The following is a 13,356-nucleotide window of genomic DNA, read 5'->3' as shown; positions in this document are numbered from 1 at the left end:
CACCCTCCAGGTCGGCGGCGAGGTGAATCCGGATGCCGCCTGGTACTACCCCCATCCGATTCCGCTCGCCCGACGTATCAAGAACCACGTGGCCTTCTGGAACGGTGTGACCATCGAAGGCACTCGGGAAAGGGCGTAACGACGTCGCGGATATGGCCGGGGCAGTCCGACTGCGCGTCCCCGGCCACGGCTTCGGCGCGCATATCCGTCCGTGCTCCCTCAGGGGGTGACGATGGCAGTGGCTTCCCGCTTCGCGGGGCTCATCGCGACGTGCCGATGTCGGATGGGGCAGGGCGCCGTGGGGGGCGATCCCGGGTGCGGGCCGGACAGAACCTCCGCCCGGCCAGGTCCCAGCCGTCAGCTGATGTCGAACAGGGGGCCTGTGATGGTCAGCCCCAGGTCGTCCCCGACGTACGAGAAGAAGGCCAGCAGCATCAGTCCCGCCCCGCCCAGTGCGACGTCCTTCAGGAAATGGACCATCTCGGCCTGCCGTGCCTGAGCTTCGCTCTCCTTCCAGAACGCGTGCATCAGCAGCGCGGTGGAGAACACGAAGGCCGCCAGCAGCAGCGCCCCCGGATCCGCCCAGATCCCAGCGCCGCGCTCAGTCCGCCGGCCAGGATCAGCAGGCCGCTGCCGATCGTCGCCGGCACCGCGGCCGGCACGCCCTTGGACTTGGTATACGCGGCCGTCATTGCGGTCCGGGTGAGGTGGTTGACCGCGGAGAGGAGAAAGAGGGACGCAAACAAAATGCGTCCGATGAGCACCAGGACATCCATCAGTGGCCTCCAGGCGAACGGGTGGGTTAGCGGTGGGTGTGTGGTGTTGCGCTGACGCCGGGTCCGTCGCTTCTGGGGAAGATTGCTCTTGCCTAGAGCGTGCCAGTGCCGCCAGGCGCTCCTCTGCGCATGGACACCACTGCTCTCTCCTCTCTTCCTTGCTCAGCAGGCGCAGCAGGACAGTTTGGCCACGTCTCGGGGGTAGGTCTGGGCGGCCAGCTTGAGGCCCTCGGCCATGGTCAGGTACGGGCACCACAGGTCGGCCATCTGCTGCACCGTCATCCGTTTGGCCAGGGCGTAGACGGCGGTGCCGATCACGTCCCCGGCGCCCTCGGCGACGACGTGGGCGCCGAACACCATGCCGGTGCCGGCCTCGGCGACGAGTTTGACCAGGCCGCGGGTGTCGCGGTTGACCAGCGCCCTCGGTACGTACTCCAACGGCAGCACGCGGCAGTCGCAGGCGTAGCCCTGGGCGCCGACCTGGGCGTCGGTCAGTCCGGTGGCGGCGATGGCCCGGCTGGTGAAGGTGACGCGGGGCAGGTGGTGGTAGTCCAGGGTGCGCCCGGCGCCGTCGAGGGCGTCGTCGGCGACGAGCGTGCCGTGCGCGGCGGCGACGTAGACGAACTGCGGGTGCCCGGTGGCGTCCCCGGCGGCCCAGATCCGCTCGTTGCTTGGATCCTGCGCGAACTCGGCTGGCCCAACCTGCGTATCCCCAAGGGTCTCCACCCGGGAACAGCCAGTGAACTCACGCCCTTGTCCTTCCGGAACCTGCTGCGCCACTTCTACCGCAACGAGGAGTCCTGGACGAGCTTCGCCAACAAGGAGCAGGAGGTCATCCGGTGCGGCGTCGTCAGCATGCTCCTCGGGTTCGCCCGCTCCCGCTACGACACCAAGGATTTCGCAATCGCCCAGGCCAAGCGGCGACTTGCCGAAGCCCAGGCGGTGGAGCGGGACGTGCGGGACAGCACAGTGCAGGCCGTCACGGCCATCTCCGAACGGCTCCGCATTCCCGTCGCCCGCACCCTCGACCAGGTAGCGACCGCACGGGAAGAGGTCATCGCCCAACTCGACGCAGTGCGCCAGCGTCGTCACGAACTGACGGAGGAGATCAACAGCCTCCTGCAGGGAAGGTCCACCACCGAGGCGACCGCCGGATACGACTCGTCACTGACGAGCGCCTACGAAGACATATCCCGGCAGCTGCAGCAGGCGGTCGACGAGGTCGTTGCGCTCGAACAACTGGGCAGCGAACACGCCTACTCCGCCCAGACGGTCACCTCGGAGGTGACCCGCATGGAACGCCTCATCGCCTCCGTGGAGATCTTCGACGCCCTCCCCGTACGACTCTGCCCAGCATGCGAACAACGCGTGGACCCTCACCGAGAGCATGGCGAAGACGCCTGCTACCTGTGCTTCCAGCCGGTCGACGACGACCAGCGCCGCCGACGGGCACAAGTGGAGATCAGATCACTCAAGTCGGAACTTGCCGACCTGGAGGACGTCACCGCCCGCACCGCCGCCGATCTGCAGGCGGCCCGCGCCCGCCGAGCGGAACTTCAAGACGAACAGGCCCGGCTCGCGCACCGCATCAACGAAGAACGCGCCGCGCAACTGGCTCCGTTCATGGCCGGCCTCGAAAACCTCGCCGCCCAGATCGCTCAGCTCGAACAGAAGATGACAGCCTTTCCTGCCATTGAGGAGATCCTTCAACGCCGCGCGGTAGCCAGCCAGGCCGTCGCCAGTGCACGACAAGCCGTCGACGCACTTGACCAAGAGCCTGCCGCAGTTGTCGCAGCCACGCTCGCATCCGTCGAACGATGCGCCTTTCCTGGGCAACCCGTACCAGCAGGGCATCGACAGTGTAGTAGCGAGCGACGCCCTTCCACGGGACAGCGACCTGGTAGGGCTGTCGATGAAGTACTGCCGTTTGAGGGATTCGGGTGGGAAGTAGTGGTTGCCCTCCACGCGCTTGGTGCGTGGGGTTTCGGCGATGACGACACCGTTCCAGATCGCGCGCATCATCGGGTGTCACCTCCTGTGTCTCCATGGAATCGAAGATCCGCGCCTCTGGGGCGGCGCTCGACCTGTCGGGTGGGCCGGGCTGCGCCGGTGTGGGTGAGGCGGCTAGCGAAGCGGCGCAGCCGCAGCTCGGACAGCGTTGGGGTACGGCGTGGGGCGCGCCGTAGGGAGTGCTTGACCAGGTGCAGCGTCTCGGCCGTGCCGCTGCAGGCCCAGCAGGCCGCCAGGTGCGCTGCGACCCGGGCGCGGCGAGTTCCGGTGAGCTGGTTGTCGACGTACGCCTCGATCCAGCCGCGCAGCCGCACGTGCCGGTATTTCTCCTGGCACTCGGCGGCCATGCGCCGCAGCCACCGTCCGCCTGGCCGCGGCGGGGATACCCACGTCCTGATGCTTGCCATGCCTGGGGAACCCGGTCACCTGCGGGGAACATTTCTGGAATGCCCGATCGCGGGAGGAGGGTTTCCTCGCTGTGGACGAACGATCGCCGGACGTCGGCACGGCACGGGACAAGGCGTTCGCCGAGTACGTGCTGCCCGAGGTGGAGGTGCTGCTGCGGGTGGCGATGACGCTGACCGCCCAGCCCGCCGACGCCGAGGACCTCGTCCAGGACACCCTGCTGCGGGCGTACCGGGCCGTGGACCGCTTCGACGGACGGCATCCGCGCGCCTGGCTCCTGACGATCATGCGCCGGGCCGAGGTGAACCGGCACCGGCGGCGCAGGCCGCAGCTCCTGGACGACCCGGACACGGATCTCGGCCGGCCGGCCGAGCCCGCGCCCGGTGCCGGGGCGAGTCCGGAGGACATCGTGGTCGGCGCGTGCTTCGACGCGGTGGTCGACGGCGCGCTCGCCGCGCTGCCGGTCAAGCACCAGCAGGTGGTGCGGCTGGTCGATGTGGAGGGGCTGTCGTATGCGGAGGCGGCCGAGCTGCTCGGCGTGCCGGAGGGGACCGTGATGAGCAGGCTGCACCGGGCCCGCAGGCGGATCAGGGACCGTCTGTCGGCGGCGGGGCTGGCACCGAAGCGGGGTGTGATGTGAGCAGGTGGCCTTGGCGACGCCGTGACGCCGCGCGGCGCCGGATGAGTTGCATGCAGGTGGCGCGGGTGCTGCAGTCCTACCTGGACGGGGAGACCGACGAGATCACCGCGCGGCGGGTGGCGGCGCATCTGGAGGACTGCCGCCGTTGCGGTCTGGAGGTGGCCGTGTACCGGGAGATCAAGCAGTCGCTAGCCCGGCACGAGGCACCCGCCGACGAGGCCGTCGCACGGCTGCGCGCGTTCGGCGAGACGCTGCTCCACCCCGACCGCGGCGACGACGCCGACTCCGGCGCGCAGCCGCCGACGAGCGCATGAATACGCTGCCCCGGCTGCCTCGCCGGCCGGAGGATCCCGTGGTGACCATGGGCAGCCGGGAAGCCACCGATGCGCTGCTGGCCGCGCTGCGCGAGGACGGCTGGCGCCCGGCGGGCTGGGCCCGGTTCCTGGGGCGGGCCGCACGCCGCTCGGCCGTCCAGGCCGCGCGGCGCCCCCGCGCCCTTGCCGAAGTCACCGCCCTGCACGGCGCCGTCCTCCTCCTGTCCCGCGGTCGGGGCCGCCGTTGGATCACCGTCAGCTGGGCCCTCGCCGCCGCCCACCTGGGCATGCTGGAGCAGCGCAGCCGTCTCTCGGCGGCGGATCTGCTGACCCTGTGCCGCGCCAGTCTCCCCGTGCTGGGCACCCGGCACGTTCGCTGGATCGGCATCGCGGCGATCGCCACCGACCTGGCCGACGGCCGCCTTGCCCGCCGCCGACGCACCGTCTGCCCGTTCGGCACCTACGCCGACCACCTGGCGGACGCCGCGTTCTGGACCTGGCTGGTCATGCGGCACAAGCCCAGCCGCCACCTGCGTACCGCGGCCCTCGCCGCATGGGCGGCACCCGTGGTCACCGTCACCGCGTGCAGCCTGGCCCGGGGCCGCATGGCGCAGGCCCCACGCCCGGCGGTGCTGCGCCCGGCCGCCGCGATGCAGGCCCTGATCGCGCTGCGCCGGCTCAGGAACGGGCCGCCGCACCGTGGATGAATGCGAGTGCTCTGCCCCGACCTGCCCGCTCCCCGGCTTCGGTGCGCCTGTAACTGTCACCGAGTGCCCTGCGCGCTGCGGAAAGAAGGGAGAGAGCCGCGCCTCCGCCCGGGTCGCCGAAGGGAAGGCGCGGGACCGCCGACCGGGTTCCGGGTACACCCGGGGAGACGTACCACGCACTGGAGGCGGACATGGCGCAGCAGACCGATGTCGTGGTGATCGGGATGGGCGTGGGGGGCGAGCACGTCGCCGGGCGGCTGGCCGAGGCCGGTCTGGACGTGGTCGGGGTGGAGGCGGAGCTGGTCGGCGGTGAGTGCCCGTACTGGGCGTGCATCCCCAGCAAGATGATGATCCGCGCCGGGAACCTGCTCGCCGAGACCCGGCGTATTCCGGGCATGGCCGGCCGGGCACAGGTCAGCCCCGACTTCGGGCCGGTCGCGGACCGGATCCGCGACGAGGCGACCGACGACTGGAACGACCAAGTGGCCGTGGACCGGTTCACCGGCAAGGGCGGGCACTTCGTCCGCGGACGCGCCCGCCTGATCGGCCCCGGCCGGGTGGACGTCGACGGCCACGTCCTCGCTGCGCGGCGCGCGGTGGTGCTCGCCACCGGCAGCCGCCCTCAGATCCCCCCGGTGCCGGGCGTGGACCAGGTGCCGTACTGGACCAACCGCGACGCGGTCGCCGCCGAGGAAAGCCCGCGTTCGCTGCTCGTGCTCGGCGGAGGAGCCGTGGGCCTGGAGCTCGCCCAGGCGTTCGCCCGCTTCGGCACCGCGGTCACCGTCGTCGAGGCGGCCGAGCGGGTGCTGCCGAACGAGGAGCCCGAGATCGGCAGTCTGCTCGCCAACGTGCTGGACGCGGAGGGCATCACCGTACGCACCGGGGCCCAGGCCACCCAGGTGCGCCACGACGGCGGCGGCACCTTCACCCTCACCCTCGACGACGGCGCGGCACTGACGGCCGACCGGCTGCTGGTGGCCACCGGCCGCCGCGCCAACCTCGCCGGGCTCGGGCTGGAGACGGTCGGCCTCGACCCGGGCGCCCGCGCCCTGCATGTGGATGAACAACTGCGTGCGGCCCCCGCTCTGTGGGGGGTGGGCGATGTCACCGGGCTCGGGTTGTTCACGCACGTGGCGATGTACCAGGCCGAGGTGGCAGCCCGCGCCGTCCTGGGCGAACCGGGCCCGGACGCGGACTACCGCGCCCTGCCCAGGGTCACCTTCACCGACCCCGAGGTCGCCTCCGTGGGACTCAGCGAGGCCCGGGCGCGCGAGCAGGGACTGCGGGTACGCACCGGCACATCCCGCGTGCCGTCCTCGGCGCGCGGCTGGATCCACAAGGCCGGCAACGAGGGCCTGATCAAACTGGTGGAGGACGCCGAGCGCGGGGTGCTGCTCGGCGCCACCTCCGCCGGGCCCATGGGCGGCGAGGTCCTCTACGGGCTCGCCGTCGCGGTGCAGGCCGAGGTCCCCGTCGACCGGCTGCGGCACATGATGTACGCGTACCCCACGTTCCACCGGGGCGTGGAGGACGCCCTTGCCGACCTTGGCCGCGACTGACCGGTACGCCTGGCAGCCCTCGCCTGCTACCGGGCGAGGGCGGTGAAGCCGCCGACGAGGGCGCCGTAGGCGATGTGGGCGGTAAGGCTCACTATGGGGGTCGCGAGCCCGTAGTTGAGCATGAGGAAGCCGGGAGGTTCCAGCAGCGCCGTGTCCGGGGCGCTGGTGAGGGGGGTGCCCATCCGGGGGTGGATCACGGGCAGAAGGATGTTGACCAGCGCGGTGCCGGCGAACATGCCGTGGCCCATCCCGAACATCGCTCCCAGCAGCCAGCCGCTGTGGCCGAGGGCGAGGAACAAGGCGTAGTAGCCGAAGGCGAAAACCTGTCCGGCGGCGAAGTGCAGCAGGTAGCCCAGTGCTTTGGCGCGGGTGCGATCGGCGGTGAAGGCGCTGCCGAGCAGGAACGGGATGTCGATGCGGGTGAGCTTCAGCTCGGCGGCCGCCCGGAGCGCGGTGGTCAGAACGAGGGTGCCGGCGAATCCACCCGACAGTGCCGCCCACACACTCATCGCTGCTCCCGCTCACTGACGGCGCTGGCGGCGCTGATCAGCGCGAGGTGGCTGAGCGCCTGGGGCATGTTGCCCAGGAACGCGCCGGTGGCCGGGTCGATCTCCTCGCTGTACAGGCCGACGTCGTTGCCCAGCCCGACAAGCTGATCCATCAAGGTGGCGGCTTCGTCCAGGTGTCCGCAGCGGGCGAGACATTCGACCAGCCAGAAGGAGCAGGCCAGGAAGGCGCCTTCGGTGCCGGGCAGGCCGTCTTCGCCGGTGTAGCGGTGGACGAACGGGCCGTGGGCCAGCTCTCGGCGGATGGCCTCGATGGTGCCGCGCGGTCGCGGCTGGTCCGGGTCGGCGTAGCCGTGCAGCAGGCCGAGCAGCAGGCCGGCATCCAGCTCCTGGCTGCCTGCGGCACGGACGTAGCTGCCCTTGCGGTCGCTGAAGCAGCGGGTTTCGACGAAGTCTCTGACCGCCTGTCGTTCCCGCCGCCAGCGGTCGGCGTGGCGGTGCGGGATCAGTTCCTGGCCGGCCAGGCGTATGGCGCGGTCCAGCGCCACCCAGCACATCATCTTCGACTGGGTGAAGTGCCGCGGCGGGCTGCGCACCTCCCAGATGCCCGCGTCCGGCTCCTGCCAGGTGCGGCAGACCAGGTCGGCCATCTCGGCGACCCGGCGGGCGATGTCGGCGTCGAGCCGCCCGGCGGCCGCGGCGTACAGCCAGGCGGTCTGCAGCAGTTCGCCGTAGGTGTCCAGCTGCAGCTGCTCGGCGGCGGCGTTCCCGGCCCGGACCGGTCCCGATTTCCGGTAGCCCTCCAGCGGCAGTGCCCGCTCGGGCGTGCGGGCGCCGCCGTCCAGCCGGTACAGCACGCGCAGCCGGGGGTGGGTGAGCTGGGTGGCGTGCATCAGCCACCAGAAGTAGGCGTGTGCCTCGCGTGGGCAGCCCAGCTGCAGGAGCGTGTTCAGGGTGAAGGCCGAGTCCCGGATCCAGGAGAAGCGGTAGTCCCAGTTCCGTGCCCCGCCGATCTGCTCGGGCAGGGACGTCGTTGCCGCTGCCGCGACCGCACCGGACGGGGCGAACACCAGCAGCTTCAGCGCCAGGGCGCTGCGCTCGACCGCCTGCCGCCAGGGCCCGTGGGTGGTGCGCTCGTCCAGCCACCGACGCCAGGCGGCGCAGGTGTGGTCCAGGCGTGCCTGGCACTCGGCGCGGGTCGGGAAGACCAGCGGATCCTGGTGGGCGAAGCACAGGGCGAGCAACGCGCGGGATCCCGGCCGCGTCTCGAAGTGGCCACTGATCGCGTCGTGGGTGCACTGCGGTTCGCCGACGTCCCAGGTGCACACCGCGAAGGCATGCGCCCCGGACGAGGCGACCGGCACGCCCGACCGCCTGCTGATACCCGGCGCCCGGGTGCCGTAGCCGAAGCCGGGCACCACGCCCCAGCGCACCGGTACGCTCCCGGACAGCCCCTCGACCCGGCGCTGCAGCTCGCGGACCGGCGTCAGCCCCGCATCCGGCAGTGTCAACGCGTCCGTGACCCGGACCACCCCGTGATCGGTCGTGAACGTCGTCTCCACCACGTTCGTGCCCGGCAGGTAACGGCGGTCCACTGCGTAGGCCACGGCGGGCCCCAGCGCGAATCGGCCTCCGCGCTGGGCGTCCAGTACGGCGGCGAACACCGTCTCGGAGTCCAGGTCCGGTACCGCCAGCCAGTCCACCGATCCGTCACGGGCGACCAGCGCGACGGTGCGGCCGTCGCCGATCGCGGCGTAATCCCGCAGCGGTGCGTACCCGTCACGGCGCGCCGGCCGCCCGTCGGCGGCCACCTGCGAAAAGCCGGGCTCCATCCCAAGACCCTTTCCGAGTCATGCAGCTTGCTTCCGCCACCGCCGACGGCCGCGGCTGCCGTCCGTACGGTCGGCATCGAGCCCGCTGCCGTGGTTGTGGACCCGCAGGTACTGCGCGGGGTCGCTCGGCATACCGCGGTCGAGCCACGGGCGGGTGGTTTCGCGGGCGCGGGTGATGAGCTCGCGGTTGTGGCGGAAGTCGGCCGGGGAGACCCCCAGCGGGCACAACGGCGGCGCCACCCGCACCTGCACCGTCGTCCGGTACACGGTGACGTCCGCAAGCAGACGCTGCTGCAGGATCAGCGTGAGCGCGTGCAGCGCCATCCCCAGAGCAGAGCGCGGTGCGGCCGGCAGCGCGCAGGCGTAGCCGGCGTGCAGCACATACACGGTCTCCGCTCCCGCCTCCACGGCAACCGAGATCGGTGTGTTGTTCGCCACCGCCCCGTCCATGAGGTCCTGTCCCCCGAGCCGAACCGGCGGGAACACACCCGGCACGGCGACGCTGGCCATCACCGCGTCGATGACGGGCCCGTGGCACAGCACCACCTCCTTCCCGGTCCTGACCTCACTGGCCACCAGGCAGAGCCGACGGGCGGAGTCCTTCAGGTCGCTGTAGCCCAGATGCTGTTCGAGAAGTCCCCGGAACTTCTCGGAGGGCACAAGATGGTCCGCCCGGCCGGCCAGCCCGAGCAGGCCGAGAACCGGCTGGACCGGGAAGATGTCGCCTCGTCGCACCGACTCCCATTTACCCGCGAGGGATTCCACTCCCTCCCGTCCGGGGTGCCCGGCGATGTATGCGCCGTTGATCGCGCCCACGGACGTGCCCACCAGCAGATCAGGGGCTACACCATAGTCAGCCAACGCCAGCAGCATGCCGACCTGGATGGCGCCGAGACTCCCCCCGCCCGACAGTACGACAGCGGTCGTCACACCCAACGCCTCCTCTCTACAGGTAGCGCGCCGCAGCGGCGCCCCCAGCGGGGTCAGCGGGCCCGTATCAGACCAGGTAACTCACGGCGCAGCGACTCGGGCGGGAGACAGTGATTGCCCTTACCACGCGGGTGCGCTCCGCCGCCCCTGCGAGCACCACACCGTGCCACACGGATCATGATCTTCCGTCTCCGGACCGGTCATCGGAGTCCATGCCACGACGCTAGAGCGCCGGAGCCACCGCCCACGGTGATGCCGCTCACACTCCGGAACATCCCCCCGCCTGACGCGGATGGAAGCGCCGACGGCCGGGCGGTGCGCTGTATCACTTGCCCAGCTGGCTGGCGATATCGGCAGCAGCCGCTGGAGGGTCCGCGGTGCCGCATCACGGGAGGCGCGGTTCATCGGCTGGAGCGGAATGGGGACGGTGGCCCCCCGGGTTCCCGAGATGCGGCACTTCTGGAGATGGCTGCCATGCACCGAGCCGCGCCGTCGGGCATCCACTCTCCATCCCAGAGAGAACATCCACTCTCCATCCCAGAGAGAAGGTGAGCAGGCATGGCGCTCTTGAGTCCCATGCGCCGCACATGCACATCCCCCGTGTGATCAGCGAGCCCGAACGCCGCCCGCTCGACCTCGGTGGCCTACTCACCGAAGGTTTCCCGTCGCTGCGCGGCGTCATCGCCCGCAAGGGCCGCTCGCCCGGGCTGCTGGCCCAGGCGCAGCAGCGGCCAGTTTGCCTCGGCGAACGGGACCACCCCAACAACGCAGCTACCGGCCACAGAAGCGCAGAAAAGCCCACCCGGCACTCTCGAGCGACCGCGGCGAACTGCGTGTCACCTGCGCGGAAGGCTGACAACCATGACGTACCGATACCCGCACTTTCACACTCGACTGGTGATCGAGGACATGCGGTTCCACACAGGACCGCGGCCGGGCGAAGAGATGCCGGACTTCGACCTGCCCACGGTGGACGGTGGCCGAGTCACCAAGTCCGATTTCGCGGGCCGCACCCCACTGCTGCTGACCATGGGATCGGTGACCTGCCCGATGACCGCGGCAGCCGACCCGGCCCTGAAGCGGCTCCACGCGGACTTCGGTGACCGGGCGGCGTTCGTGATGCTGTACGTACGCGAGGCGCACCCCGGCGACCGGTATCCCCAGCCGGAAGACTTCGAGCGCAAGACGGCCCACGCACGCGACCTGAGGGACCGGGACGGACTCCTCTGGCCCGTCGCCGTCGACGACATCGACGGCACCCTGCACCGCCTCCTCGATCCCAAGCCCAACGCCGCCTACCTGATGGACGCCGACGGCCGCGTCGCCTTCCGGATCCTGTGGTCCGACGACCGCGAGCACATCGTGCGCCAGGCCCTGGAGACGGTGCTGTCCGGGCGCTCCCCGGTGGGCGAGCATCAGGGACGCATGGTGCCGATGCTGCGCGGCGTCGCGGAAATGGACCGCGTGCTGGCCCTGTCCGGGCCCACCGCGCGGCGCGACGTGCGCAAGGCGGCGCCTCCCATGTATGCCATGGCACGGCTGATGGGGCTGAGGCACCGCCGCGAAAAGGTGCCTGGATGACGCGTCCGGTGACACACGGCCCACAAGTTAGTCCCCGCAGTTGCCGTCTACGCCCGGGCCTCTGAGGAAAGGTGCGGTGCGATGAATCGCCGACGAAAAGGCGTCTCCGCCCGGGAAGCACGCCCCCGGCAAGGGATCGGCCGCAGTTCCTCCGCCTCGGCCGAACGGATCAGTGACGACTTGCGTCTCGGTACGGGTGACTTCCTCCAACAGCGTCGGCGCGTGGCCGCCCTGAACATGGGAGCAGTCACCGCGTATGCGGTGGTCGGTCTGTACCAGTTCGGCCTGCTCAAGCGGCTTCCCGAACCGCCTCTGCCCGGTCTGGACGCCGAGCGTGTCGATGCCAGCGGCGAGGCGTACACCCTCCTGCGCACCCCGGATACGGCCTTGGGGCTGGCCAGTGCCGGCATCACCTTGACGCTCACCGGCATGGGGAATCGCCGACGGCATCGACAGCACCCCTGGATCGTCCTGGCGGCCGCGGGAAAGGCCGTCGCGGATGCGGGCATGTCGGTGGTGCTCATCACCGAGCAGCTGACCAAGCACCGCAAGGTCTGCTCCTGGTGCACCCTGGCCGCGGCCTTCCACCTCGCCGCTGTGCCGCCCGCCCTGGCCGAAGCCCGAGCCGCACCGTCCACAATTCAGCGACCCTCAACCTGCTCACGCGCATGACCATCTTCACCGGAAAGGACTTGCTCGATCTGGTAGTTGAGGACTTCGAGCAGTACGCGGCACGAGCATGCGTGCGTCCGCTGCCCGATGCTTCGCCTTGACTTGGCCCAGGTCCCCCGGCTGCTGGAGATCGAGGCGAACACTCGTCAACGGCTCGAAGAGGCCCATCGGATGTTGTGGCTGGGCGAGGTCGCCGCCCTGAGGGAGAGCCCGCGGCACATCGCCGAGAAGAAGTGAAGTCCACCCGCTTCAGCTCAGCTTTTGGGAGACCCTCGCCACGGCTGCCGAGCAGATGCAGCTGGAGAAGAGCGCGGCTTGGTGTCGTTGGCGCTGCTACGAAACCCGCAACGGGATCATCCGCGCGGACCTCACCCTCCGACCGGCCAGTGAGGGTCGTCGGCAGACTCCCTTCTCCGGAGCTGGCGTTCTTCGGCCGATGTGGAATATCGGAAAGCGAGCCCGGACCGGCGAACCGGTCCTCAACATCGCGAGCCTCTGGGTCGAATTCACACCCTTCCTGGGACCCGGCGAGCGGTCCTCCGTGCGACTCGCACCTCTCGACCCCTCGCAGTGGCGGCACCCTCAGCCCGGCCAAACGATCACTATGCACGAAGACCGCGCTGCGCACGCTGGGCGGGGCCCCTCGGGGCCGGGTGCGCTACGACAACCTCAAGGCCGCGGTCGCCCAGGTGCTGGGGCTGAGCCGGGCGAGGGTGGAGACCGACCGGTGGATCGCGTTCAGATCGCACTTTGGCATCGAGAGCTTCTACTGCCGCCCCGGCGTCGACGGCGCCCACGAGAAGGGCGGGGTCGAGGGGCAGATCGGCTACTTCCGCCGCAACCACTTCGCCCCCGTGCCGGAGGTCTCTTCGCTGGCGGAGCTGAACGAGATGGTCGAGCAGTGGGACCTGCACGACGGCCGGCGCCGGATCGGCTCGCGGCCGCGGACCATCGACGAGTACTTCGCCCTCGAACAGCCGTTGCTGATGCCGCTGCCGCAGGAACCGTTCGAGACCGGGCGGGTGTTCACCCCCAGGGTCGACCGCTACAGTCGGATCGCCGTCCGCACCAACACTACTCGGTGCCGGTCCGCCTGATCGGCAAACGCGTCCGGGTCGTGCTGCACGCCTCTCACCTAGTGGTTTACGACCAGAACGTGGAAGTGGCCCGGCATGAGCGGCTGATCGCCAAGGGCGGCTGCCGCCTGGAACTGGACCACTACCTGGAAGCGTCCCACAGCCCTCTGGGGCTCCGTTCGTGGAACAGTCACAGTGACCGTTCCACGAACGCTCCCATAACCCTCGCTTTCCGGCCGGCGCGGTTTGATCTGCCCCTTCGAGATCAGGAAAAGATTCCTGGGCCCACCAGGCGTCACGGACCGGGGTGAACCTGCGCGGAACGAGCCTGTTCGAGAGCGGTGGCGC

Annotated in this window: 18 protein-coding genes; 10 read left to right on the top strand and 8 right to left on the bottom strand. The window is 70.4% G+C overall.

Translation table 11 applies throughout. The features are described from left to right. Nucleotides 1-139 (top strand): DUF427 domain-containing protein (locus KWI83_RS17495; protein ID WP_218515292.1); only part of this gene is annotated, 139 nt, incomplete at its 5' end. Nucleotides 140-357: 218 nt separating this feature from the next. Here the strand turns inward: KWI83_RS17495 and KWI83_RS40005 are convergent. From KWI83_RS40005 to KWI83_RS17470, 5 genes are all read right to left on the bottom strand, one after another. Next, nucleotides 358-528 carry a hypothetical protein gene (locus tag KWI83_RS40005; RefSeq protein WP_308122082.1) on the bottom strand — a complete coding sequence of 57 codons (171 nt, stop codon included), beginning with the start codon at nt 526-528 and terminating at the stop codon, nt 358-360. After that, nucleotides 528-776 (bottom strand): DoxX family membrane protein, encoded by a 249-nt coding sequence (locus KWI83_RS40000; RefSeq protein WP_308122081.1) that lies wholly within the window; start codon nt 774-776, stop codon nt 528-530. Before KWI83_RS40000 ends, KWI83_RS40005 begins: the two co-directional genes overlap by 1 nt. Nucleotides 777-938: 162 nt before the next feature. Further along, a complete protein-coding gene (locus tag KWI83_RS39995) occupies nt 939-1,502 on the bottom strand; it encodes a hypothetical protein (protein WP_374106317.1) in 564 nt (187 codons plus the stop codon). Nucleotides 1,503-2,243: 741 nt separating this feature from the next. Continuing rightward, nucleotides 2,244-2,798 (bottom strand): DUF427 domain-containing protein, encoded by a 555-nt coding sequence (locus KWI83_RS17475; protein WP_256362382.1) that lies wholly within the window; start codon nt 2,796-2,798, stop codon nt 2,244-2,246. After that, on the bottom strand, nt 2,795-3,133 hold the full coding sequence (locus tag KWI83_RS17470; RefSeq protein WP_218515271.1) for an anti-sigma factor: 339 nt from the start codon (nt 3,131-3,133) through the stop codon (nt 2,795-2,797). The genes KWI83_RS17475 and KWI83_RS17470 overlap by 4 nt, the downstream gene beginning before the upstream one ends. Nucleotides 3,134-3,264: 131 nt before the next feature. Between KWI83_RS17470 and KWI83_RS17465 the strand changes: the two genes are divergently transcribed. From KWI83_RS17465 to KWI83_RS17450, 4 genes are all read left to right on the top strand, one after another. After that, nucleotides 3,265-3,831, top strand: a complete 567-nt coding sequence (locus KWI83_RS17465) for an RNA polymerase sigma factor (protein WP_218515270.1) — start codon at nt 3,265-3,267, stop codon at nt 3,829-3,831. A gap of 41 nt (nt 3,832-3,872) precedes the next feature. Further along, nucleotides 3,873-4,145, top strand: a complete 273-nt coding sequence (locus KWI83_RS17460; RefSeq protein WP_218515269.1) for an anti-sigma factor — start codon at nt 3,873-3,875, stop codon at nt 4,143-4,145. 47 nt (nt 4,146-4,192) lie between these two features. Continuing rightward, nucleotides 4,193-4,852: a CDP-alcohol phosphatidyltransferase family protein gene (locus KWI83_RS17455; protein ID WP_256362423.1), complete on the top strand. Its 660-nt coding sequence runs from the start codon at nt 4,193-4,195 to the stop codon at nt 4,850-4,852. Between the two features lie 191 nt (nt 4,853-5,043). Then, a complete protein-coding gene (locus tag KWI83_RS17450; RefSeq protein WP_218515267.1) occupies nt 5,044-6,411 on the top strand; it encodes an NAD(P)/FAD-dependent oxidoreductase in 1,368 nt (455 codons plus the stop codon). Between the two features lie 26 nt (nt 6,412-6,437). On the opposite strand, the gene KWI83_RS17445 is transcribed toward KWI83_RS17450, so the two are convergent. Genes KWI83_RS17445 through KWI83_RS17435 form a run of 3 tightly spaced genes read right to left on the bottom strand, consistent with a single transcriptional unit; the run spans nt 6,438 to nt 9,679 of the window. Next, entirely contained in the window at nt 6,438-6,920 is a 483-nt protein-coding gene (locus tag KWI83_RS17445; protein WP_218515266.1) for a hypothetical protein, read from the bottom strand. Beyond that, on the bottom strand, nt 6,917-8,749 hold the full coding sequence (locus KWI83_RS17440) for a glycoside hydrolase family 15 protein (RefSeq protein WP_218515265.1): 1,833 nt from the start codon (nt 8,747-8,749) through the stop codon (nt 6,917-6,919). Before KWI83_RS17440 ends, KWI83_RS17445 begins: the two co-directional genes overlap by 4 nt. Before the next feature lie 18 nt (nt 8,750-8,767). Beyond that, nucleotides 8,768-9,679 carry a patatin-like phospholipase family protein gene (locus KWI83_RS17435; RefSeq protein ID WP_218515264.1) on the bottom strand — a complete coding sequence of 304 codons (912 nt, stop codon included), beginning with the start codon at nt 9,677-9,679 and terminating at the stop codon, nt 8,768-8,770. A gap of 897 nt (nt 9,680-10,576) precedes the next feature. Here KWI83_RS17435 and KWI83_RS17430 point away from each other — a divergent pair. The 5 genes from KWI83_RS17430 (at nt 10,577) to KWI83_RS40305 (ending at nt 13,319) form a co-directional block, all read left to right on the top strand. After that, on the top strand, nt 10,577-11,260 hold the full coding sequence (locus KWI83_RS17430; protein WP_218515263.1) for a thioredoxin family protein: 684 nt from the start codon (nt 10,577-10,579) through the stop codon (nt 11,258-11,260). Between the two features lie 222 nt (nt 11,261-11,482). Beyond that, the gene (locus tag KWI83_RS17425) at nt 11,483-11,932 is read left to right on the top strand and encodes a vitamin K epoxide reductase family protein (protein WP_218515262.1); all 450 of its coding nucleotides are present in this window, start codon (nt 11,483-11,485) and stop codon (nt 11,930-11,932) included. Between the two features lie 102 nt (nt 11,933-12,034). Beyond that, on the top strand, nt 12,035-12,169 hold the full coding sequence (locus KWI83_RS38650) for a hypothetical protein (RefSeq protein ID WP_256362380.1): 135 nt from the start codon (nt 12,035-12,037) through the stop codon (nt 12,167-12,169). A gap of 416 nt (nt 12,170-12,585) precedes the next feature. After that, nucleotides 12,586-13,029 (top strand): hypothetical protein, encoded by a 444-nt coding sequence (locus tag KWI83_RS17420; RefSeq protein ID WP_218515261.1) that lies wholly within the window; start codon nt 12,586-12,588, stop codon nt 13,027-13,029. Beyond that, nucleotides 13,014-13,319, top strand: a complete 306-nt coding sequence (locus tag KWI83_RS40305; RefSeq protein WP_374106316.1) for a hypothetical protein — start codon at nt 13,014-13,016, stop codon at nt 13,317-13,319. Before KWI83_RS17420 ends, KWI83_RS40305 begins: the two co-directional genes overlap by 16 nt. Nucleotides 13,320-13,356 lie beyond the last annotated feature (37 nt).

It is taken from the genome of Streptomyces sp. TRM70350 (genome assembly GCF_019219825.1).
Lineage (GTDB): Bacteria > Actinomycetota > Actinomycetes > Streptomycetales > Streptomycetaceae > Streptomyces.
This window is presented reverse-complemented; position numbering and strand designations above follow the sequence as displayed.

Bases quoted from the DNA above. Each gene is read 5' to 3' on its own strand.
- KWI83_RS17470 (WP_218515271.1), bottom strand. From the start codon at position 3,133: ATGGCCGCCGAGTGCCAGGAGAAATACCGGCACGTGCGGCTGCGCGGC.
- KWI83_RS17445 (WP_218515266.1), bottom strand. From the start codon at position 6,920: ATGAGTGTGTGGGCGGCACTGTCGGGTGGATTCGCCGGCACCCTCGTT.
- KWI83_RS17455 (WP_256362423.1), top strand. From the start codon at position 4,193: ATGGGCAGCCGGGAAGCCACCGATGCGCTGCTGGCCGCGCTGCGCGAG.
- KWI83_RS17450 (WP_218515267.1), top strand. From the start codon at position 5,044: ATGGCGCAGCAGACCGATGTCGTGGTGATCGGGATGGGCGTGGGGGGC.
- KWI83_RS17475 (WP_256362382.1), bottom strand. From the start codon at position 2,798: ATGATGCGCGCGATCTGGAACGGTGTCGTCATCGCCGAAACCCCACGC.
- KWI83_RS17440 (WP_218515265.1), bottom strand. From the start codon at position 8,749: ATGGAGCCCGGCTTTTCGCAGGTGGCCGCCGACGGGCGGCCGGCGCGC.
- KWI83_RS40005 (WP_308122082.1), bottom strand. From the start codon at position 528: ATGCACGCGTTCTGGAAGGAGAGCGAAGCTCAGGCACGGCAGGCCGAG.
- KWI83_RS17460 (WP_218515269.1), top strand. From the start codon at position 3,873: ATGAGTTGCATGCAGGTGGCGCGGGTGCTGCAGTCCTACCTGGACGGG.
- KWI83_RS40000 (WP_308122081.1), bottom strand. From the start codon at position 776: ATGGATGTCCTGGTGCTCATCGGACGCATTTTGTTTGCGTCCCTCTTT.